Consider the following 21497-nt stretch of genomic DNA (forward strand, 5'->3'; position numbering starts at 1 on the left):
TCAACGTCCTCTGGGCCCTCTTGCGCGATGGACGACCCTACGAGCTCACGCCGCCCGCTGCCCTCGCTGCTTGACAAACGGCATTAGGAATCGCTCTCAGCCGGCTCGCCCGATGGTTACCGTGCGGGATCCCGGAACGAAGTCATCGAAGGACTGTTCCCAGGACTCGTCAGGCCAGTAGTAGGTCACCCGGCCCTCGGAGGGCCGGTAATGGGCGGTGTAGACCGTTCCCAGCCCTTCGTCGTATGCGGATTGATACAGCGGCGGCTTCAGCATCGCCGCCACATCCGCGCCCGCTGCGCGAATGGCCTTCAGCCGCTCCTGAGTCCGGGAGAACTGCTCCTGCTCGTCGGGCACCGGAAGGTGCTGGTGGTTGGCAGCGCAGGCGTCCGGTGCCTCGGTCAGTGAGATGTCCGGTCCCACGAACACGGTCACCGCCCGGTCGGGGTCGACAAGGGTGACATTCTGCGGGATGGCGATCGGTATGGACTTCAGTCTGCTGAGTGCCTCGTCAACGGTGTCACACGTCTCCAGCAGGTAGCGCAACACGATGAGAATGGCGAATCCGGGACCATGGACGAATCGCCCGCCGAAGGTGAGCGAGACCGCGAGCCCGGCATCGTTCATCCCGTCCAGCAAGCCCCAGGCCGCATCCTGCATTCCGATCACCGGGCGGAGGAAGTGGGAGGAGACAACGGTGCCCTCGCAGTCGTCGGGGCTGAAGTCGTAGTTGCGCAGCAGGGTGCCGTTGCCGCCGATCTGGGTGCAGCCCGAGAAGAACGGTCGCAGGGTCGCGAGGGTGAGGAAGGTTTCCCCTTCGGGCCGGTCGAGCTGATAGGCGAGCCGGTCGAGCACCGGAACCAGCTCCGGCATGTGTGCCTCGAACAGCTTCCGAGCACGGTCCGCGCCCTCCGGGGTCTGGCCCTCCTCGGTCATCCAATCCTCCGCGAGCGGCCACAGAGCCTGTGTATGGGCGGCCCAGCGCCCGTCGCTGCCGTCACCGACCTCGATGGCACGAAAGGTCATCTGCTGCTGGCTCATGGCTGCCGCTCCCCTGTGGACGTCGGGCGAGGTAGTGGCAACCTAGCTAATTTCGCAGGTAATTCACCAGATCGGGCGGTCGCTGTGGGAGGTATCCGAAGTGCTCGCGGATCGTCTCGAACGCATGGCAGGGTGCTCGCGGCACGCTTCGCCGCAGGACCAGGATCCAACGGATGACCTTGGGATAAGGGAGGCGTCGGCGTACGTGCCATGACGGCGTCGGCGGCGTTGTCACGCAGCGGGAGGTCTTCTGCGACCGCCTGCACGGCGGGCGCAGATCCCGGCGGGCGCTGGGCAAGCATGACCCAGCTGGGTTCGACCGCGAGGACCGTCTGCGGCGGTTCGTAAGAGCCGGTGCCCGCTCCGACGTTGATCACATCGGTGACGTTTCCGAGCGTAGCGTGGATCTGCGCGGCGATCCGCGGATCAGGCTGTCGTGTCCGGGCATACGTTGCGCCGAGCGTGTCATAGGTGGCCATGCCAGTCAGTATGAGCAGCGGGCGCGGTCCCTGGCGTCGCCTTTGGGAAGTCGAGTGTCCCTCACCTGCCACACCGTCCCGAGTCCCGCCTGGCGACAGCACTCGCACTCGCGATACCTCGGAGGACAGCATGGGCATGGCTGTGGATGACGTCCGCGTCGAGCCGGTGCGGCATCGTTACGGGCTCTGGAGAAGCCCAGTGCGGCAAGCCGGCTCTCAGGGCTGCGCGCTTGCCGAATCACGTACAACGCCCGTGCTGTCGCCACGCAGCACCTCATGGCCGTCCTGGTTGACGATCACGATGCCGAACTCGATCTCCATCCCGGACCGCTTCCGCTCCAGTGCCTGTACTGTCACGCGTGCGGTGATGGTGTCGCCTTCCCAGACGGGCTTGAGGAACTCCCAGGTCATCCGGCGGGCGATGTAGTCCAGTCGGCCGCCGACCTGCGTCGCCAACGATGCGGTCAGCAGACCGTGCGCCATGACCGGCCCGTCGGCCGAGACATGGTGACGCCCCTCGTCGCCCACAAGAGCGGCGAAGGCGGCGATGTCCTTGGCCGCAATGGTGCGCTGTGCGGTGAGTACCTGACCCACCACGAGAGCGGATGCCTTGCTCGCTCCGCCGGTTTCGATGTCACCGCTCTGCGACACATTCTCCCCTTCGCTTTTGGCCGGGGCCGGTGTCTTCCCCGTCCGTCCCGGCAGCTATTCCCCATCAGCTCGGCGTGCCGTTCTCCGCCCTCCCGAGGGCAGGTCGGCGCGCAGCCCCTCCACGGCCGGTTCGACGATTCATGCTGCCACCCCGGACGCAGGGAAACTCGCTGCGGCCGGACAAGTCACCGCCCCCATTGATGATGCGGTCGGCCGTGCGCGGCGCGGCGCATTTCTTCGTGAACGACCAGGTAATGGGCTGGCGCGCACGACGGGCGAGGAGCTGCCTGGATGAGGAATCATGAAGTATGCGCCCGGATGACTGGCACATCACCGAAGACCTCGACGACTTTCTCGCCCGAACCGGAGACTTCCTGCGCTCGCGCCCCGCCCTGCACACCATGCAGCTGACGGTGACCGAGACACTGCGGACACGCGGGGCGGACGCGTACGGCGCCGAAGCCCCCGTCTTCGGCCGCCTGGAGCGAGCGGGCGAGGTCTGTGCCACCTTCTTCTTCCGCACCCCGCCCGGCCGCCTGAACCTCACCCCCCTTGCCCCCCCCGAGCATGCCGACACGCTCGCCGCCCGCCTGGCCGGCCTCGGCCATCCCCTCCCCGGCGTCAGCGCGGAGCACGACACCGCCACCGCTTTCGCCGAGGCCTGGCAGCGGTACACAGGCGCAACGCCGACCCTCCGCGAGCGGCACCGCCTGTACCGCCTCGGCACGCTCACCCCACCGGAGCCACCCCCAGAAGGCCGGGGCCGAGTCGCGGGCGAGCGGACCCGCGAGCAACTCAGATTCTGGTACCGCGAGTTCGCCGCCGCCATCGGAGAAGTCCCCTCCGCAGACGCCGACTCCTGGGCCGACACACGCTTCTCCGACAGACGCGTCACGCTCTGGGAGATCCCGGACGGCACTCCCGTCTCCATGGCGGGTGTGACCGAGATGATCGCCGGCCAGATCCGGGTGGCCCCCGTCCACACCCCGCCCCACCTACGCGGTCGCGGCTACGCTGGCGCTGTGACCGTCGAGGTGAGCCGGGCCGCCCTGGCCGCAGGCGCGACGGAGGTCGTGCTGTTCGCGGACTTGGCCAACCCCACCAGTAACAGCCTCTACCAGCGAATCGGGTACGTCCCGGTCACCGACTTCGCCGTGTACGACTTCTCGGGTGCCGCGCCGGAAGTCGGTTGAGAACGCTGGAGGGTTCCGCGGCGGGCACAGCAAACACGCGGGCCTACCAGTCAGAGCCGAGGACGTCGAGCGCCTGGCCCTGGCTACCCGCGGTAGGTTTCCAGCAGCCGCAGCCAGACTTCGCTGATCGTCGGAAAAGCGGGGACGGCGTGCCAGAGCCGTTCGACGGGTACCTCGCTGGTGACCGCGATGGTCGCTGAGTGCAGCAGCTCTGCGACCCCGGGGCCGACGAAGGTGACCCCGGCCACGGTGCCGCGGTCGAGGTCGACCAGCATCCGAGCCTTGCCGCGATATCCCTTCGCGTACTGGACCGCGCCGGCGACGCCGCCGATGTCGTAGTCCACCACCCTGATCCGGCGCCCGGTGCGCTCGGCTTCCCGTGTGGTCAGGCCGACTGACGCAACTTCCGGGTCGGTGAAGACCACTTGCGGTACGGCCACGCTGTCAGCGGTCGCGACGTGTGGGCCCCAGCGGCTGTCGTCCACCGGTTCTCCGTGGGCACGGGCCCCGATCACGGCGCCCGCGATGCGGGCCTGGTACTTGCCTTGATGGGTCATCAGGACTCGGTGATTGACATCGCCGACCGCGTAGAGCCAACCGTCGTTGATGGCGCTGACCTGGAAGGTGTCGTCGACGGTCAGCCAGTCGCCTGGCGTGAGGCCGATGGTTTCCAGGCCGATGTCGTCGGTGCGCGGGGCTCGTCCGGTCGCGAACAGGATCTCGTCGGCGGCCAGTTGCTCGCCGTCTGCCAGGGTGATGCGTACCTCGCCGTCGGCACCTTCCTCCCGCGTCACGGACGTGACGGAGGCCCCGAACCGCACATCGACGCCGGCCTCACGCAATGCGTCCGCGACCATCTCCCCGGCGAACGGCTCCATGCGCGTCAGCAATCCGCGGCTGCCTCGGACCAGCATGGTCACCTGGGCGCCGAGCGCGCGCCAGGCAGTGGCCATTTCGACGGCCACCACTCCGCCGCCGACCACGGCGAGACGACCAGGTACCCGGTCGGCGCCGGTTGCCTCACGATTGGTCCAGGGGCGAATCTCGTCCAGATGGGGAAGGTCCGGCAGTGCCGTGCCGGTGCCGGTACAGACGGCGACCGCGTGGCGGGCGGTGAGCCGTACCGTGTCGCCGTCGGGGGTGCTCACCACGACCTGGCGGGGGCCGTCGAAGCGGCCCTGGCCGCGTACGAGGTGGACGGAGACCGAGTTCAGCCAGTCGACCTGGTCGTCGTCCTGCCAGTGGTTCACGATGTCGTCACGGTGTGCGAGGACCGCGGCCACGTCCAGTGGTCCGGCGACCGCCTGTCTCAACCCTGGCACCCGGCGTGCGTCGGCGCGTGCCAGCACCGGCCGCAGCAGCGCCTTGCTGGGCTCGCACGCCCAGAACGAACACTCGCCGCCGATCAGCTCGCTCTCCACGATGACGGTACTGAGCCCCGCAGCGCTGGTCCTGTCGGCCACGTTCTCGCCGACGGGGCCGGCGCCGATGACGACGACGTCGTAGGTGCGGTGGGTGTCGCTCATTGCTGCTCCTGTGTCTCTCGGGCTTCGCGGGCTTACGTCCTGGGGGAGGTCGCGCGTAGTGGTCCGGATTCGCCTCTGCGCGGCCGACGGTGTACAGCAGTTGCGGTGGGCCTGGAGGACTGGTGGCTGCCTGACCGCGGAGGGCCACGGCTGCACCTGAGGGGGATGGGGCAGATCGACGTCTGGTCACGGGCCGGGAAGCCGGGTCGTTTTCAGGTCCATTTTCGTCATCACTCTCAGTGAAACCGCGAGTCACAGTGATGATGCCTGATGTGTCCCGAGGCAGGGCGACGCCGCGCTCCGCTCCGGGTAAAGACCGGCCCATGGAGGCTCGCGGCCGGCGGAGGGACCCGGCGTTCCGCCAGATGCCCCCTACGTCTGTTTGAGCGGTGGACGGACACGGTACGGACAGCTCCACCGCTCACACCCAAGGACAGTTCCCATGGACCTGAAGCTCGAAGTCATCGTGCTGCCCGTCTCCGACACCGACCGGGCCAAGGCCTTCTACGAGAAGCTGGGATTCCGCCTGGACCTCGACACGGGGGCCGGTGGCGACTTCCGGGGTGTGCACTTCACGCCGCCCGGCTCCGGGTGCTCGATCCTGTTCGGCGAGGGACTGACCTCCGCCGCCCCCGGCTCGGTGCAGGGGCTGTATCTCATCGTCTCCGACATCGAGGCGGCCCGCGCGGAGCTGGTCGACCAGGGTATCGATGTGAGCGACATTTTCCACGACGCCGGAGGAGTGCTGTTCCACGGTCACGAGGGCGGAGACGTCACCCACCGGCTGGCGGGCCAGGAGCGCTTGCCCGGCCGGCATCCCGAAGGCGCCAGCTACTCCTCCTACGCCACCTTCAGCGACCCGGACCGCAACGGCTGGGTCCTGCAGGAGATCACGGAGCGGCTCCCCGGCCGCTGAGGGCGCGTCACCGAGCGAACAGGGCCCCGCTGCACGCGCATGGCTGGGGCCCTGGGCTCGGCTTGTCGCAGCGCCATCTCGCCCCAGGCGGGAATTGAATGCTCCCCTCCCTGATGGGAGGGGATTCCTGGCTCAGGCTGCCTCCCGGAGCGGCGCTCCGGGAGGTCTTACGCCCTCGACACCAGCCGGGTTCAGACCTGCCCGGACGAGCATCACACGGGCGGAGTTCTTGTCCCGGGGGGAGGCGGCTCCGCACGCGGTGCAGGTGTAGGTACGTTCGGACAGCGGCAGTGCGTGCTTGGTTCTCGCTCCGCAACGTGCGCAGTCCATGGTGGTGTGCGCGGGGTGCACGAGACGGACGTCCCGTGCGTGCTTGCGGCCCATCTCCAGCAGGGCCTTCTTGGTGGCGCCGATCGCGGCGTCCGCGGCCTTGCGCGCCATCGATGTCCTGGCGAGGAACTTCGGGCGGAAGTCCTCCACGGCGATCACGTCGTGGTCTCTCACCACGCGCTTGGCCCACTTGCGGCCGGTGTCCTGTCGCTGCCGGGCCACCTTCTGGCACGCCTTCGCGCGCAGCTGCTTGGCCGCGCGGTAGCCCTTCGACGCGGCCTGCCCCTTGGCGGGTTTGCGGCGGGCCATCATCCGGTCGTACCGGGTCAGCTTCTGCTGGGCCTTCCGGCCGTGCTGGGCGTGGGGCAGATCGTGGGCGTCGCTGGTGGTGGTCGCGGTCTGATTGACGCCCCAGTCGATACCGATCACCGCGCCGGTGGTGGGGAGCGGCCGGACTTCGGCGGGTACGACGAAGGAGGCGTACCAGTGGCCGACGCTGTCGCGGTACACGCGCACGCTGGACGGGGCGGCGGGCAGGTCCCGCGACCACACCACGGTCAGCACGATGCCGCCTGCGAGGTGCAGGCGGCCGCCCCTGAGACGGAAGCCGCGCCGGGTGTAGTTCAGCGTCGGGTCGGCCTCGCGCTTCTTCTTCCACCCGGGCTCCCGGCCCGCTGCCGAAGGGGCAGGCGCTCCTTGATGTCCTTCTGCGCCTTTGCCCGCGACTTGCCGAAGTCCCGGATGATTTGCTGTTGCGGCACCGAACTGCCCCCGCGCAGCCACGGCGTACGCTCGCGGGCCTCGGTCAGCATCTTGTCGAGCCGGGCCGGGCCGCACGTCAGCTTGTCCTCGGGATGCGCCGTGTTGCGCGCGTGCACGGCCTTGGACTTGGTCACACACTCGTTCCACACCCACCGGCACCGGTCCCACTCGGCGAGCAGCGCGGCGCGGGCGGTCGACGACACACGCAGCCGGTACGTATACCGGGCATGCCCGCCCTCCCCGGCCTCCTTCACCACCGGCACGACATCACCCCTCCCACGCCCCGCCCGCGCGTCCCGGCTCCCATGACGAGACCGTACGTGCGACACCCGCACACCCGTACCCCCATCGTGCCACCGTCACCACAACCGGCGAACATGAGCACACGCGTTCGCTTGCCCGGCCTCCGTCGGCGGCAATGCGGGCGCTCGGCGCCCCAGCAGACCGGACGCGGAGACGCTCCGCGTCGCCGTCACAGGATGCGATTCCTCCCCGGCGTGAACGCCGGGGCCTCCTCCCAAGAATCAGGTGAACTGCGGTGGGGCGGTGAACGAGGCGGTGAGTTCGATGGAGTGCCGCTTTCCGATGCGGGATTCGGCCTTGGGGCCGACGAACAGCAGGCCTCCGTCGGACTCGAGGAAGCCCTCTTCGGTGAGGAAGCACAGGATGCGGACGGCGGATCGATCGAACGGGGCGGGGCCGTTCCGTTGGACCACCAACGTGTGTTGAGGCGCCAAGAGTTGTGGCGGCACGCTCAAGGTCAACCGAAGCACGGCCGACATGGCCCGTTGGCGTGCCGACGGTCCCGTCGCACGCCCGGCAGGAGCGTCACCTGGAGCACATGACACAACTCAACGGGAACAATTGGCTCCACTCATCCGTATTATCGCTGTTCTCAAGACGCCGGGCAGCAGGTGCGGCCCTTTACCGCACCGTCGGACGAACCTGCGCGTGTACGGCATGGGTTCTGCGCGACTCGTCAGCGGGCCCGTGCCAACTCGTCGGCCGTTCAACCGGCAGAAAGGTCAGCATCATGTCCGAGAACACCGCCGCCAGTGACCTGGCAGCGCAGTACGCCGCCCAGGTGAGCAGTGACCTGGAACGCAACCTCAAGGAGCAGGAGCGTATCGGCACGGAAATCGCCGTCCTGCAGGATCAGTTGACCACGTTGCAACGCGACCACACCGTGCTGGTCAGCATGCAGCAGGCACTCGGCATCACCCCCTCCCCCGCCCAGGCCCCCCAGCCCGCCCGGCCTGCTCCCACGCCCGCGGCTGCGGTGCCGGCCCCCCGGAAGAAGGCCGCCTCCGGCGCGGGTAGCGCGACGCGAGGGAAGAAGGCCACCGCCACCTCCGGCCGGGCGAAGACCGGCAAGCCGGCCGCGGGCACGGCGGGCAAGGACCCGGCCACGGCCGTGAAGCAGGCGCAGCCGACGCTGATCGACCTGGTGCGCGGCCATCTCGGTGAGCAGAGCGAACCGCGCTCCGCCGCGGAGATCGCCACCGCGCTCGGCCAGGCCCACCCCGAACGGCGCATCAAAGCCACCGTCGTGCGCACCACGTTGGAGAACCTGGTCGCCAAGGGCCACGCCCAGCGCAGCAAGCAGGGCACCTCCGTCTTCTACACCGCCCCCGACACACCCGACCAGACATCCAAGGACCCGTCCAGCAAGCAGTCCGCGGACCAGCCTGAGGCGCAGCCCGATCACGGTGCATGAGGCGTGGAGGTTGTGTGGCGCACCCGAGCGTTGGTGCGCCACAGCCGTACACGGTGTGCGGGGTACGGCTGGTAATCGTCGGGCATCCCGGAGGCAGCCCCCCTGCGCGTTCAGGGGCCTGCGGATGACCGTGCGAATCCGTGCCCGGGGACCCGCGACCGTCGCATCTCACGACCTGGTGGCGGAGCGCGGCAGGAAGAGGACCACTACGACACCGATCGCCGCGAACACGGCGCCGAGGGCGAACACGATGGTGAACGCGCCTTCGCCCGGGACTTCGGAGTCGGCGACCGAGTGGCTGCTCAGGATCGCGATCGCGACCTGGGTTCCGATGACGCCGCCGACTGTCCTGACGACGGTGTTGAGGCCGTTGGCGGTCGCGATCGCGTGGTGCGGCGCGAAGCGGGCCACGAGCGAGGGCAGCGCCGCGAAGCTCGCGGCGGCTCCGGCTCCCAGCAGTAGGGAATCGGCGAGGATCTGCGCCGGCGTTGTGTGCCACAGCGCCAGCGCGGCGCTTCCCGCCAGTACCAGCACCAGCCCTCCAAGCAGGGGGGCACGGTGGCCGAAGGCTCGCTCCAGGCGGGGCACGACCGGCGCCACCAGGATCTGCAGCAGTGCGGAGGGCAGCATCAGCAGGCCCGCGGCGGTGATGCTGAAGCCGAATCCCCCTGTGGCGCCTTCGGGCCCGTGGGCGGGCAGTTGGGCGAGCGTCGGCACGAGAAGGAAGAAGATCAGTGCCGCGGCGTAGAAGAGCGCGGCGGCCGAGTGAGTCAGCAGCATCGACCGCTGGAGGAGGACACGCGGTTCGAGCAGCGGGTGCCGGGTGCGCTGTTCGGCCACGGCCAAGGCGGCCAGGAAGACGGCCGCGGCGAGGAAGAGGCCGAGCACCGGGGCGGAAAGCCACCCTGCGTGCGAGCCCTGGGTGATGGCGAGCAGCAGGGCCACCAAACCGAGGGAGAGCAGGAGTGTTCCCAGCACGTCCTGAGGTTCGTCCCGGCGCGATGCGTCGTCCGGTATCCATCTGACCACCAGCACGAAGGCGACCGCGATGACGCCGGCGAGCACCGCGAACATCCACCTCCAGGAGGCGTGGTCGACCAGGAGGCCGCCGATGACGAAGCCCAGGGCGGTACCCGCTCCGATCATCGCGGAGACGATGCCGAGGCCTTGGCCGATGCGTTGCCTGGGAAGCAGCACACTGATGAGGGCGAAGGACAGGGGAAGTGCCGCCGCCCCAGCTCCCTGGGCCGCGCGTGCCAGCAACAGGACGGGGAAGTTCCAGGCGAGGGCGGCCAGCACGGTGCCGGCGCCGAAGACGGCCAGCGTGGCGAGCAGTACCCGGCGCTTGCCGCGCCGGTCGCCGAGACGGGCGAGCACCGGCGTCAGTACGGCGCCGGACAGCAGGTAGAGGGTGAACACCCACGCGGACCAGTCGCCGCTCACCCCGAAATGGTCCCGGAATGCGGGCAGGGCAGGAGCGACCAGCGTCTGCAACAGCCCGTAGGCCAGCACCGCGACGGCGAGTGCGGCGACCACACGACCGGCGGGCGGGGCGGTGTCCGGGCGGTCGCCCGCGGGCGGGACGGGGGGAAGGGCGGTGGTTCGGTCTTCCTGGGGCATGACGACCTCTGATGTGGGGCGGGCGACCGGCAGGACCGTCACCGCGCCGCGCCGCGAGAGCGCGGCACGGTGACGGCAGTCAGCTCGACGAGCGAGCGGAGCAAACGACTGGCGGAGCGCTCCGATCGGCGGAGTTACTGGCTGTTGGGCGCAAGCTCGTCCAGCGCCTGTACGCGCTGGACGATCTCCCACTTGCCGTTCACCTTGCGGAGCTTGTCGGTGTAGGTGCCGGTGGCGTAGACGGCGTGCTCCGCCTCGGTCTCCGCGACCCAGTACCAGGAACGAGCGGTGGCGGTCGTGCCGTTGACCTCGATCATGGCGGGGCCGGTCATGTGCCGCTTGCCCTTGGTGAAGCCCTTCTCGGCCAGGTCGATGAACATGGCCTTGATCTCGCTGCGGCCGTCGGCGGAGCCGAAGGGGCTCCGGTAGTGACCGTCCTTGGCGTACAGGTTGGCGTAGCTGTCGGCGTCCCGCAGATCGATGTACATCTGGTGACGGTCTATCACCTCGCGGATGGCGAACCGGTCACCAGCAACGTTGCTCTCCGTGGCGGTGGCATTCCCGCCCAGCAGCAGGCTCGTGGCCGCCACCGCACCCGCCAGCACACCGACGACGGGTGCGGCCGCCCTCCGGATGGCATTCATGTCGACTCCTTCACGACCTTAGTCAGATTCCTGATAGTCACAATCATGACTAACTTGATCGTATTCCAGTCCGAGGCGCGGCGTCCAGCGCCGGAGGAACCAGAAGCCGGTCAGCGCGAAGCCCGCCGACGAGCACCCCGCTTGCTCGACGACACATCGGGCCGGACGCAGCCTGCCGGTCGGATTCAGCGGGGCATGGCGGCGGGCCAACGTGGGCGCCGCACAGAGAAGAGAACGGGCGGATCCACGCCAGACCTGCGGCGGCAGCCCCGACCACGCCCTCCGTGACCATTATTATTACTGATGGTGACAGTCAATAACGGTGACGAGGAGGGTGTCGTAGTGCGGCGCAGCGAACGGAAGCTCAAGGATCCGGATCTCGGGATCCTGTCCACGCGACTGCTCTTCTCGGTCCAGAAGGAGCTCTTCGACACACTGGCCGAGCAGGGGCATCCCGACCTGCGTCCGCAGCACGGCGCCGTGATGGGCTTTCTCGACGAGGAGGGCAGCCGGGCGACGGAGCTGTCACGGCAGTCGGGCACTCATAAGCAGGTCATCGGCAACCTGATCGACGAGCTGGAAGCCCTGGAGTACGTGGAGCGTCGGCCCGACCCCCGGGACCGGCGGGCCAAGCTGATCGTCCCCACTCGCCGGGGGCGGGACCAGATGAAGAAGTCGGACGCGATCATGGCCGCCATCGAGCAGCGGCACGCGGAGTCGATCGGCGAGCGGCAGTACGCGGCCTTCAAGGACGCCTTCCGGGAGATCACCGGCCGGCAGCTCGCGCAGTTCGACGAGGCGGCGGCCAGCAGGCGGGAGCCACGGAAGGGCACCGGTCGCTGATCCCGGCCCACAGCGGGTCCACTTCGCAGGCGACCACCGGAGGTACTCCCGCACGGCGCCCGACATCGACGGCCTGACGGCGCAGGAACCGCTCCGGGGCGAATCCTCCCGCGAGTTTGCCGAGGCACGCCTCGTGTGCGGCCAAGGAGTCCACTCCCCCGTCGAGGTGCGCCGTGACATCGGTGAAGGAGTCTGCCTCCGGTGACGAGTTGAACATGGCGCAGCGCACTCCGGACTCCGGTCGGCGCACTTCGTCGAGCTGTTCGGGGCACACCGGTCATCGCCGATGAGGCCCCGAACTCCAGACGTCCAGGTGCGCCACCAGCGCGAGCCCTTGGCGCCAGTCCCCCGGCGCGGTCTGCCGCAGCATCCGACCGGTGGTCATGTTCAGTGACAGTCACGATTCTTACTATAACCCATTCGCTCGGGCGGACGGTCTGCGTCGTCACAGGCCGGGAACGACCACGATGCGCCCTCCGGCGCTACCGCTTTCAACTGCTTCATGAGCGGCGGCGATGTCCTCCAGGGCGTAGCGGTGAGCGATGGGATGGACCAAGGCCTTCGCGGCGGCCGCGGCGCTCAGTTCCTCGGCCGCTGCCTGCTTGGCCGCGGCGGGGAAGTCGTCGCTTCCCAGGAAGTGCACGGTGACGTTGGAGAAGCCCAGCTGCCAGAAGGGGATGGCCGGGCGTGCCTCGTCGGTGGCGTAGGCGGCGATCACCCCTCCCACGGCGAGGAGCTCCAGATCGGTGTCCGCATCGGCCCCGAACGCCACCTCGAGCACCCGGTCGACCCCCCGCCCTGCGGTCAACTCCTTGACCCGGGCAGGCAGCGTGCCGTCCGCCAGGAGCACATGGTCTGCGCCGGGCACCGGGCCCGGCCGGCGTACGGTGGCGATCACCCGCGCCCCGCCACGCCGGGCGAGGGCAACCGCCGAGCGGCCGACCGCACCGGTGGCACCGGTGACAAGCACCCAGGTGTCCCGCAGCGGACCGTCCATGAACAGGGCGCGGTGCGCGGTGATCCCGGAGATCCCGAGACAGGCGCCCTGCTCGAAGGAGACGCCGTCGGGCAGGTGGACCGCCTTCTCGGCGGGCACGGTCACATAGCCGGCGGCCGTACCGAAAGGCCGGTACGACTGTGCGTCGTAGCACCACACGCGCTCCCCCACCCGGGCGGCGGGAACGCCCTCGCCCACGGCGTCGATGACGCCGGCGCCGTCCGAGTGCGGGATCACCCGGGGCCAGGCCATGCCGTAGCCGATCCAGTCCTGCCTCTTGATCACGTCCCCGTGGTTGATGCCCGAGGCGTGCACACGGATCCGCACCTCTCCGGCGCCGGGCTGCGGATCTTCCATCTCGCCGACCCGCAGCACCGCGGACGCGGGGCCTGTCGACTCGTACCACGCTGCGCGCACGCTCAGTCCCCCGCGGTCTTGAGCAGGTCCGGCAGTCGCCGCACCACTGCCTGCCAGGACGGGTGGTCCGGGTCGATGACGTCGAAGTGGTCCGCGCCCGGCACCTCTACGTACTCCACCTGGTCTCCTCGTTCCCGGGCGGCAGTGACGTACGTCCGGCTCTGACTGGGAGGAACCCCCGTATCGGTGTCCCCGTGGACAACGAGCTGAGGCACACCGAGTGGCAGGCGTTCGAGCGGTGAGGCCAGCGCATAGCGGTCCGGTATGGCGTCGGCGCGGCCACCGAGCAGTGCGGCGGTCGCCCCATGGGCGGTCAGGCCCGCGATGGCGGGGGCGAGTTCCGGCCGGGCCGGGGCGGGAGCCTTCGCCGGCGGTGGTACGGTCGGGTCACCGAAGCGAGCCCCCAACTCGTCGGCGTCCGCGGCGCGCAGGTCCAGCACGCCGGCCAGTGATACGGCGGCGGCGAGCGGTACGCCCGGGCTGCCGCTGCCCGGCGCCCCAGCGGGCAGCCCGGGCCGGGACGCAAGCCACAGGGCGAGCTGGCCTCCCGCGGAGTGCCCGATCGCCACGACGCGGTCCAGGCACAGCCTGCCCCGGGCGGAATCGGCCGCGGTCTGCCCGCCGGGCAGGTCCCCCGCCGCGAGACCGGCCAGAGCGTCGACGGCAGCGGCGGCGTCCTCCAGCGTTCCGGGCCAACCGCCGCCGTCCTCCCCCAGACCGCGGTAGTCGATGTTCCAGACGGCGTAGCCGCGGGCCACCAAGTCCTGTGCCAGCGGTACGAGTTGGCTGCGGTCGAGCATCGCCGTCCAGAACCCGCCGTGGATGAGCACCACGACCGGGTGGATGCCGTCGCCCGGTGGGCGATACAGATCGCCCGCCTGGGACGGCGCGGGCCCGTACCCGGCGGTCACCACGGCTGAGCAGTCGCGTCGGCGAGGGTGCCCCGCTCGGAGCTGAGCAGCTCGCTGATCGGCGCGAAGAACGCCTGGATGGCGGGGAGGTTGCCGCCCTTGGCCTTGGACGCGTCCAGGTCGTCGGCCGCGTCCCACCACACGATGTCCAGCCACTGCTCGTCGTCGACGCGGACCAACTGGGCGCCGAGGAATCCGTGTCGGTCCGTGCGGAATGCTTCGAGCATCCCCGGCCGTGCGTCGAGAAGTTCCTGGGCCCGCTCGGCGGGGACCCGGAAGCGGGTCAGTTCTGCGGTAGTCATGATCATCCTCAGGAGTCGTACGGTGCCCGGCGCGGTTCGCCGGTGGGTCAGAGAAGCAGGACGGGCTTGACGGCCTCGCCCGAGGCTGCGGCCCGGGCGGCGTCGTTGATCCGGTCGAAGGGGAACGTGGTGACCAGGCGCTCGACGGGAAGGCGGCCGGCTGCGTGCAGTGCGGCCAGGGTGGGGATGAACACGTGGGGCACACCTCCGCCTTCGACGATTCCCACGATCCGCTTGCTTGCGTTGACGATGTCCGCAACATCGACCGCCGCCTCGCGTCCGAAGGGCGCACCCACGATGCCGATGACGCCGCCGATGGCCGCGGCGTCGACGGCCTGCCGGAACACCAGCACATTGCCACTGCTCTCGAGCACATGACCGGCTCCGCCGCCGGTGAGCTTCCGGATGGCCGCCACCGGGTCGGCGGTGCGGGCGTCGATGATGTCGGTGGCACCCAGTTCGGTGGCCAGGGCCAGCCGGCCGGGGTTCACGTCGACGGCGATGACCTGCGCGGCCTGGGTGAGCCGGGCCGCCATGACAGCCGCGAGCCCCACAGCACCGGCCCCGAACACCGCGACCGAACCGCCGGGCGCCGGGCGCAGCACGTTCAGCACCGCACCCGCGCCGGTCTGGATGCCGCAGCCGAGCGGTGCGAGCGTGGCCGGCGGCGCGTCGTCGGGGAGCTTCACGGCGTTCCGCTCGGTGACCAGCGCATGGGTGGCGAAGGACGACTGCCCGAAGAAATGCCCGTGCAGCGGTGTGTCACCGTGCCACAGCGTCGGGCTGCCGTCTGGGCGCGCGCCGGCGGCGAAGTTGAGCGACAGGAAATCCACGCACTGGCTCGGCAGACCGGAGCGGCAGCTCGCACAGGCACCGCAGGAGGCGAACGTCAGCACCACCCTGTCACCGGGGCGCAGCGAGGTGACGCCCGCTCCGACCGTCTCCACCACCCCGGCACCCTCATGCCCCAGTACGGCCGGATGCGGGAAGGGGGTCGTCCCCTCCCGGGCGGCGATGTCGGCATGGCAGATGCCGACCGCCTCGACACGTACCCGCACCTCACCGGCGCGGGGGTCGTCGAGCAGCACGTCCATGGTCTCGAAGTCGGCGCCCGGCTCCGGTACGACGGCGGCTCGGATCAGCTTCGGCATGGCAACTCCTTCGGCGCTCCTGCGGCGGCCCACAGGCTATTAGTAATAAATCTTGACCGTCAAGATTATGACCATAGACTGAGTGGGCGGCTCACCTGCGCCTACACACTCAGGAGATCACCATGAACACAGCGCCGCCCGCCGAGACCGACCAGCTCACCGGTGTCTGGCAGATAGACCCCGCCCATTCCGAAGTGAGCTTCACCGTGCGCCACCTCATGGCCCGCGTGCGCGGCAGCTTCGCCTCCTTCGGAGGGACCATCACGGTCGGGGACGATCCGACACGGTCCAGCGTCCGCGCGGAGATCGACACCGCGTCGGTCGACACACGCAACGCCGACCGGGACAAGCACCTGCGCAGCGCCGACTACTTCGACACCGACACGCACCCGACGGCACACTTCGAGTCCGCCACCGTACGGGTACAGGACAACGGTGGATACCACGTCGAGGGATTCATGACCATCAGGGGCGAGAGCCGTCCGGTCACCCTCGACCTGGTGCTCCTCGGCGTCGCCGAGGACCCGTGGGGCGGCACGCGAGCCGGATTCCGGGCGTCCACCCGGATCAGCCGCTCCGACTTCGGCGTGACGGGCAATGTGCCCCTGTCCGGCGGGCGCGCGTTGATCGGGGACAGCGTCGAGATCACACTCGAGATCGAGGTGGTCAAGCAGCAGTAGTCCCGCACCCGACCGGGCGGGGTGCGGACGAGGAAGTGTCCGCACCTTGGCCCGGCCGGCCGTGCCCGGCCCGCGGATGGAGTGGGCAGGGAACCGTGGGCCCCAACAGCCCGTGTGGACTCGCCCAGCGGGTGACGGCGAGCGCGGTGAGATCGATGGCGGCACCCCGGCGGTGCCGGACGGCGTCCTCACCGACGGCGCGGGCGACCACTTGCCGCACCGCCTCGACACTGCACCGCGCCTGGACCACCCATGTCTGGGTGCCGTGCACTTCCTCCTCGCCCACGGTGCGCACGGTCGGGGCCGTGACGTTCCACAAGGTCATGGCTGTTACTGCTCCTGTTCGAGGGCTTCGTGAAGGCCAGTTGGCGGCGGTAGGACAGTGGCCGGATCAACTGCCGGCCGACGGCGTCGCCCGGCCGAGCGCTGGGCGGTGCCGGGCCCTGCAGGGGACAGGGCCCGGCACCCGGGGGCTCCCGCGGGGCAGTTAACGGGGTGGTGCCCCGCGGGAGCGGCTCGGCGGCGGGACGGGTCAGCCGTTCTTGGAGTAAGCGGCGGACAGTTGGCCCACCAGCGCGGCGAACGGCATGTCCACCGCCCCGTAGACCTCGTATGCCTTCGGGTCCGCATTGTCGGCAAGGATCTCGACCATCGTGGTGGCGTAGTCGGTGACGATGACACCCGCCTGCTGCATCCGCAGCAGACCCGCCGTGCGCTTGGCCTCGCTGAAGGTGCCCGAGGCGTCGATGACCGCGTACACGTCATAGCCGGCGGCCGTTGTGGAGATCGCCGGGAAGGCGACGCACACCTCGATGGAGATACCCGCGATGATCAACTTCCTGCGGCCGGTGGCCTCCACGGCCTGACGGACACGAGGCTCGCCCCAGGCGTTGACGGTGCTGCGGTCGATCACCTCGAGACCCGCAGGAAGGACCTCGGCCAGCTCCGGTACGAGCGGGCCCCACATGCCGTCCGCCATGGTGGTGGTCACCACGGTGGGAATGTCGAGCACCTGAGCCGCCTTCGCCAGAGCCGCCACATTGTGCTTGAGCGTGGCGACGTCGATGTCACGCACGCCGGTGAACAGACCGATCTGGTGGTCGACGAGCAGCAGGGCGGCGTTGTCGCGGGTCAGCGGCTCGTGGAAGCGGCCGGTTCGGGAGGTGTGCTCGCTCATGATGCTTCTCCTGTCTGGGGGCGGTCGTCCGCCCGGGTAGGGCGGTCGCCCGCCACGTTAGTCAATCTTGTGATAGTCACCAACGATGACTAACTGGGAGCCTATTCCCGGGCTGACGGATAGGCAAGATCACATGCCCTTCCACCACCTGGACGGAGGCCGCAGCCACCGCCGGCGGCCACCGACCTGGAGGCCTCCGGCGAACGAATCCGGCGCAAGGCCAAGCGCCTTGCCGCCGAACACAGCAGCGCCGCACCACCCAGCGCAGGAGCGGCACGCCGACACTGCGCTGCCCCCGGCTCACCACCCGCTCCTTGAGCGAGGAGCGACGCTCCAGCCCGCCGAAGGACGCCGCAGCCGCCCACCGGGCTCTCGGTGAACGCCGCACGCACGGCAAGGTCGACCTCGAACCGAGATAGCGCAGGCCGGCTGCGACCACGTACGGGTACCAGGCCGCACACTCGCCGAGAATCGCGCTTTTCAGGGTCGCGCTGTCACAAATTCCGTGTCCGCCTTGTCTTGCTGATGAAGACGAAACTGACCGGTGCCGACGAGGGACCGGCCCCGACGGGCCGTCACTTGCGCGGTCGGTAGCATTTCGGGCGAAAAGGTAAGAGCCCCAAGTCCGGGCAGATGCGGCCGTTCTGACGGGCGCCGGAGATGCCAGGCGTACGGGGGCGCACGTGGAACGAGTGAACCGAGGTGACCCCGATGGCGGACGAGAGCGTGTTGCACCCGAGTCTGATCGCCCCGGTCGGGCACGTCGAGCCCGTGCCGCGGCGCATCCGGGGGCTGATCGGCGGCCGGGTCGTCTTCGACACCCGGCGTGCCCTGTACGTGTGGGAGTGGCCCGCCTATCCCCAGTTCAGCATCCCGGTCGAGGACTTGGTCGAGGGTGTGCTGACCGACGACGGCCACGCCGAACTGCTGGGCGCCGGGCCCGCGCGGCGCCACTCCCTGCACGTCGGGTCCGAGGTCCGCGAGGGTGCGGCGTGGGTCTGGGACGACGGCGCCCCGGCGCCGCTGCACGGCACCGTCCGTTTCGAGTGGGACGCGCTGGAGTCCTGGCTGGAGGAGGACGAGCCGGTCTTCGTACATCCGAGGAGCCCCTACTCCCGGGTGGACGCCCTGCGTTCGTCCAGCAGCGTCCGTGTGGAGCTGGACGGGGTCGTGCTGGCGGACGCGCCGAACTGCATGAAGCTGTTCGAGACCGGCCTGCCGACCCGCTACTACCTCGACCGCATGCACGTCGACTGGACCCGGCTGCGCCACTCCGACACGGTGACCCGCTGCGCGTACAAGGGCACGACGAGCGGCTACTGGTCGTTCGACAGCGACGTCGCCACCCACGAGGACATTCTCTGGGCGTACGACTTCCCGACGGTCCTCGCCAACCGCATCGCGGGCATGGTCGCGTTCTACAACGAGCACGTCGACCTGTACGTAGACGGCACGCTGCTGCCGCGGCCCACCGACCTCCCCCGCCCGGGAGTGCCTGGTCGCGCTGGTTGACCTCAGACATACCCGGTGCAGCTGCCGTGCGAGCATGGGTGGCCGTGATCAAGACACAGACGATGGCCAAGGAGCCGACGTGAGACAGAGCGTCGCGCTGGCGGTGCCCCTGGCGGCTCTGGCGCTGGTGACTGCGTGCGGTTTCGCGGGTGACACCCATCCGTGCACCCTGACGGACTCGCCCGCCGGGATCCGGGTCGAGATCGACCCGGATCTGGCGAGCCGGGTGGTCGCCGCGACCCTTACGGCCTGCTGGGACGGCACATGCCGGAAGCCCACGCTGCAGCTGCGGCAGACGCGGTCGGATGAACCGGCCGCCCCGGGGAATCCCGTGATGACCACGGAATCCGCCACCGCCACAGAAGACCCGGCGGCGGCCCCCCACGCCCCCGAGCGCTTTGTCTGGCCTGGTTTCGCGGAAGTACGTGACCTGCCGGGAAAGCCGGTACGCGTCACGCTGGTGTTCAAGAACGAGCGGGGCGCCACCGTGTTCGACCGACAGATCACTGTCACCCCGCAACCCACGTATCCCAACGGCCGAAAGTGCTCGCCGGGCGGCCACCAGGCGCACCTGAGGGTCACGGGTGAGGGATCGCTGATCCCACGCTGACCGTGCGCTCCACAAGGGATTCAGGCCGGCGAGGGCCTGGTGGCCGCCTCCTGACCGCCCGACCGGGTCAGGAGCTCGGAATGATACGAGCTCCTGTGCCGCTGACACGGACGCGCGGGTCCCCCGCGCGCAGGGTCACGGTGAGCTCGCCGGGGCGGCCCAGGTCCTCCCCCTGGTGCAGGGTGAGGACGGCGTCCTCGGGGACCAGGCCGAGCTCGCGGACGTAGGCACCGAACGCGGCGGCTGCGGCGCCGGTCGCCGGGTCCTCGACGACGCCGCCGACGGGGAACGGGTCACGGACATGGAAGACGGTGGCCGACTCCCGCCATACCAGCTGCAGCGTCGTCAGATCCAAGCGGTGCATCAGGGCTTCGAGGCGCGCGAAGTCGTACGCGAGATCCGCCAGGCGGGCGCGCGTCGCCGCAGCGAGGACGAGATGGCGGGCGCCGGCGAAGGCGATGCGGGGTGGGAAGGCCGGGTCGAGATCGGCGGGCGGCCAGCCGAGCGCGGCGAGCGCCTCCGCAAGGTCAGCGCCGGCGATCTCCTCGATGTGCGGCTCGACACTGGTGAGCGTGGCCCGCAGCGTCCCGCCCTCGTCGGTCACCTCGACCGGCACGGTGCCGGCGCGCGTTGCGAACACCAGCTCTCCGGGGCCCATCCGCTCGGCGAGCGCGACGGCGGTCGCGACGGTGGCGTGCCCGCAGAACGGCACCTCGGCCTTGGGGCTGAAGTAACGGATGCTGTAGGCCCGTTGCTCCGGGCCGCCGAGGCCCTGCGGAGGCGCAGTCAGGAACGCGGACTCCGAGTACCCGAGGTCGGCGGCGATGGCCAGCATGTCGCCCTCGTCCAGGGCGGCGGCGTCCAGAACGACGCCGGCGGGGTTCCCGCCGTCGGGGGCGCTGGAGAAGGCGGTGTATCGCAGCACCTCGGGCCGCGGCGCATTAGTCGTCATGCTCCTGGCAACGCGCGGCCAGGCCGTGCCGGTTCCCGAACCCGAGTGGAACACTTCCGTCGTGGATCATGCGCGCCCGCCGCAACGTCCGCGACCCTGAACACGCCTGCCCCAGCACTCCGAGGCCCACATCACCGGGGCCCGCGATCACCCACATGACCAGACGGCTCACCCGGCGGTCACTGCGGGGTGCCGGCGTGGGTACTGCCAGCGGGCCGCTGCTTGACCTGCGCAGTACATCATCCGCCCGGCACCCGGTTGCCGCGGCGATCATCGCCTCGGCCTTGCGAAGCCACGGAGGACGCCCGGCTGCACCACTCCAAGCGGTACGCAACGACTACGCGATCACTCTCGCAACGGCCGCTTGACATAGGAGCAATGGGACATGGCCCTTACCCGCTCCGTCGGCCTCATCTGGCACCCTGACCCGGCGCCGTGGTCGGGCAGGGCCCTGTGCAGTGCGCAGCAGAGCGGAGCTGGGCGGCGGGGGCCATCAGGGTGGTCACAGGCCGTGTCGGGCAGCCGACTCAGGCCCGGCTGGGAATGCTGGGCCGGGAGCAGCGCCTTCCCAGCGACAAGGAGCACAGCATGCCCACGGACCCGGTCGGACGATTCCTGGCGGCTTTGGACCCGGACCACCGCAAGGCCGTCAGCGCCAAACCGCGCGAGGAACAGGAACAGCTCGCGGCAGCCTGGGAGCGGGAGCTGGAAGCCGACACCGAGCTCGACACCCTCGACGAGTTGTCCCCGCCGGCGGCAGAAGCCGAGGCGGCCCGCCGCGTCCTGGACCGCGGAACCGGCTAGACCCTCCCGCATCCCGGGGCGTTCGGACCAGCACACGCCATCGCCCTTCCCGTATCCCACACGCGGTGGTCCGCCGTCACCATCCCGGCCTGCCTGCTGTACAGGACATTCTCCGCCGCGGTCTCCTTTCACTCAGTCCGTCGGCGCGCCGAGCGCCGTCGCCTGGCGGAGACGACCGGCAACCAGCGGTCTGGCGGTCAGACGTCGGACCGCCGCGCAACCTCCAAGTACTCTCCTGGCAGATACTCACCAGCCCTTCCTC

General features: G+C 69.8%; 20 protein-coding genes and 2 pseudogenes. 8 read left to right on the forward strand and 14 right to left on the reverse strand.

From position 1 onward, the window contains the following. Positions 1-96: 96 nt before the first annotated feature. The gene (locus ACFVJQ_RS31210; RefSeq protein ID WP_385788880.1) at positions 97-1041 is read right to left on the reverse strand and encodes a C45 family autoproteolytic acyltransferase/hydolase; all 945 of its coding nucleotides are present in this window, start codon (positions 1039-1041) and stop codon (positions 97-99) included. A 695-nt stretch (positions 1042-1736) separates the two neighbouring features. Beyond that, on the reverse strand, positions 1737-2171 hold the full coding sequence (locus tag ACFVJQ_RS31215; RefSeq protein WP_385513927.1) for a hypothetical protein: 435 nt from the start codon (positions 2169-2171) through the stop codon (positions 1737-1739). A gap of 308 nt (positions 2172-2479) precedes the next feature. Here ACFVJQ_RS31215 and ACFVJQ_RS31220 point away from each other — a divergent pair, with 308 nt between their 5' ends. After that, entirely contained in the window at positions 2480-3364 is an 885-nt protein-coding gene (locus ACFVJQ_RS31220; protein WP_385788882.1) for a GNAT family N-acetyltransferase, read from the forward strand. 83 nt (positions 3365-3447) lie between these two features. Here ACFVJQ_RS31220 and ACFVJQ_RS31225 read toward each other — a convergent pair whose 3' ends face one another. Then, the gene (locus ACFVJQ_RS31225; protein ID WP_385513926.1) at positions 3448-4890 is read right to left on the reverse strand and encodes a dihydrolipoyl dehydrogenase family protein; all 1443 of its coding nucleotides are present in this window, start codon (positions 4888-4890) and stop codon (positions 3448-3450) included. Between the two features lie 442 nt (positions 4891-5332). Between ACFVJQ_RS31225 and ACFVJQ_RS31230 the strand changes: the two genes are divergently transcribed. After that, entirely contained in the window at positions 5333-5806 is a 474-nt protein-coding gene (locus tag ACFVJQ_RS31230; RefSeq protein ID WP_385513925.1) for a VOC family protein, read from the forward strand. A 132-nt stretch (positions 5807-5938) separates the two neighbouring features. On the opposite strand, the pseudogene ACFVJQ_RS31235 reads toward ACFVJQ_RS31230, so the two are convergent. Together ACFVJQ_RS31235 and ACFVJQ_RS31240 are read right to left on the reverse strand one after the other, a co-directional pair. After that, a pseudogene (locus tag ACFVJQ_RS31235) lies at positions 5939-7152 on the reverse strand (RNA-guided endonuclease InsQ/TnpB family protein). Between the two features lie 273 nt (positions 7153-7425). Next, a pseudogene (locus ACFVJQ_RS31240) lies at positions 7426-7608 on the reverse strand (hypothetical protein); the annotation flags it as partial. A gap of 323 nt (positions 7609-7931) precedes the next feature. Here ACFVJQ_RS31240 and ACFVJQ_RS31245 point away from each other — a divergent pair. Continuing rightward, a complete protein-coding gene (locus ACFVJQ_RS31245) occupies positions 7932-8615 on the forward strand; it encodes a hypothetical protein (protein ID WP_385788885.1) in 684 nt (227 codons plus the stop codon). Between the two features lie 168 nt (positions 8616-8783). Here the strand turns inward: ACFVJQ_RS31245 and ACFVJQ_RS31250 are convergent, their stop codons facing one another. Next, positions 8784-10235 (reverse strand): MFS transporter, encoded by a 1452-nt coding sequence (locus ACFVJQ_RS31250; RefSeq protein WP_385788887.1) that lies wholly within the window; start codon positions 10233-10235, stop codon positions 8784-8786. Between the two features lie 134 nt (positions 10236-10369). Beyond that, positions 10370-10879: a nuclear transport factor 2 family protein gene (locus tag ACFVJQ_RS31255; RefSeq protein ID WP_385513922.1), complete on the reverse strand. Its 510-nt coding sequence runs from the start codon at positions 10877-10879 to the stop codon at positions 10370-10372. Positions 10880-11182: 303 nt separating this feature from the next. Between ACFVJQ_RS31255 and ACFVJQ_RS31260 the strand changes: the two genes are divergently transcribed. Next, the gene (locus ACFVJQ_RS31260; RefSeq protein ID WP_385513921.1) at positions 11183-11722 is read left to right on the forward strand and encodes a MarR family winged helix-turn-helix transcriptional regulator; all 540 of its coding nucleotides are present in this window, start codon (positions 11183-11185) and stop codon (positions 11720-11722) included. A gap of 445 nt (positions 11723-12167) precedes the next feature. Here ACFVJQ_RS31260 and ACFVJQ_RS31265 read toward each other — a convergent pair whose 3' ends face one another. The 4 genes from ACFVJQ_RS31265 to ACFVJQ_RS31280 are packed head-to-tail and all read right to left on the reverse strand — an operon-like array spanning position 12168 to position 15500. Next, a complete protein-coding gene (locus ACFVJQ_RS31265) occupies positions 12168-13136 on the reverse strand; it encodes an NADPH:quinone reductase (protein WP_385788889.1) in 969 nt (322 codons plus the stop codon). Positions 13137-13138: 2 nt separating this feature from the next. Then, positions 13139-14050: an alpha/beta hydrolase family protein gene (locus ACFVJQ_RS31270; protein WP_385513918.1), complete on the reverse strand. Its 912-nt coding sequence runs from the start codon at positions 14048-14050 to the stop codon at positions 13139-13141. Then, a complete protein-coding gene (locus ACFVJQ_RS31275; RefSeq protein WP_385513917.1) occupies positions 14044-14349 on the reverse strand; it encodes an antibiotic biosynthesis monooxygenase in 306 nt (101 codons plus the stop codon). The genes ACFVJQ_RS31270 and ACFVJQ_RS31275 overlap by 7 nt, the downstream gene beginning before the upstream one ends. A gap of 47 nt (positions 14350-14396) precedes the next feature. Then, the gene (locus ACFVJQ_RS31280) at positions 14397-15500 is read right to left on the reverse strand and encodes an NAD(P)-dependent alcohol dehydrogenase (RefSeq protein WP_385788892.1); all 1104 of its coding nucleotides are present in this window, start codon (positions 15498-15500) and stop codon (positions 14397-14399) included. A gap of 122 nt (positions 15501-15622) precedes the next feature. Between ACFVJQ_RS31280 and ACFVJQ_RS31285 the strand changes: the two genes are divergently transcribed. Then, complete coding sequence (locus ACFVJQ_RS31285) at positions 15623-16180, forward strand: YceI family protein (RefSeq protein ID WP_385788894.1); 558 nt, start codon at positions 15623-15625, stop codon at positions 16178-16180. On the opposite strand, the gene ACFVJQ_RS31290 is transcribed toward ACFVJQ_RS31285, so the two are convergent. Continuing rightward, entirely contained in the window at positions 16167-16505 is a 339-nt protein-coding gene (locus tag ACFVJQ_RS31290) for a hypothetical protein (RefSeq protein WP_385788896.1), read from the reverse strand. The genes ACFVJQ_RS31285 and ACFVJQ_RS31290 overlap by 14 nt on opposite strands. Positions 16506-16712: 207 nt before the next feature. Next, positions 16713-17357: an isochorismatase family protein gene (locus tag ACFVJQ_RS31295; protein ID WP_385788898.1), complete on the reverse strand. Its 645-nt coding sequence runs from the start codon at positions 17355-17357 to the stop codon at positions 16713-16715. Positions 17358-18068: 711 nt separating this feature from the next. Between ACFVJQ_RS31295 and ACFVJQ_RS31300 the strand changes: the two genes are divergently transcribed. Together ACFVJQ_RS31300 and ACFVJQ_RS31305 are read left to right on the forward strand one after the other, a co-directional pair. Further along, the gene (locus ACFVJQ_RS31300) at positions 18069-18869 is read left to right on the forward strand and encodes a DUF427 domain-containing protein (RefSeq protein ID WP_385788900.1); all 801 of its coding nucleotides are present in this window, start codon (positions 18069-18071) and stop codon (positions 18867-18869) included. Between the two features lie 79 nt (positions 18870-18948). After that, a complete protein-coding gene (locus tag ACFVJQ_RS31305; protein ID WP_385788902.1) occupies positions 18949-19479 on the forward strand; it encodes a hypothetical protein in 531 nt (176 codons plus the stop codon). A 67-nt stretch (positions 19480-19546) separates the two neighbouring features. On the opposite strand, the gene ACFVJQ_RS31310 is transcribed toward ACFVJQ_RS31305, so the two are convergent. Further along, the gene (locus ACFVJQ_RS31310; RefSeq protein ID WP_385788904.1) at positions 19547-20431 is read right to left on the reverse strand and encodes a PhzF family phenazine biosynthesis protein; all 885 of its coding nucleotides are present in this window, start codon (positions 20429-20431) and stop codon (positions 19547-19549) included. A gap of 588 nt (positions 20432-21019) precedes the next feature. Here ACFVJQ_RS31310 and ACFVJQ_RS31315 point away from each other — a divergent pair. Next, the gene (locus ACFVJQ_RS31315) at positions 21020-21235 is read left to right on the forward strand and encodes a hypothetical protein (protein ID WP_129798055.1); all 216 of its coding nucleotides are present in this window, start codon (positions 21020-21022) and stop codon (positions 21233-21235) included. Positions 21236-21497: the final 262 nt, after the last annotated feature.

It is taken from the genome of Streptomyces sp. NPDC127197, from assembly GCF_042672405.1.
Classification (GTDB): Bacteria; Actinomycetota; Actinomycetes; order Streptomycetales; family Streptomycetaceae; genus Streptomyces; species Streptomyces flavusporus.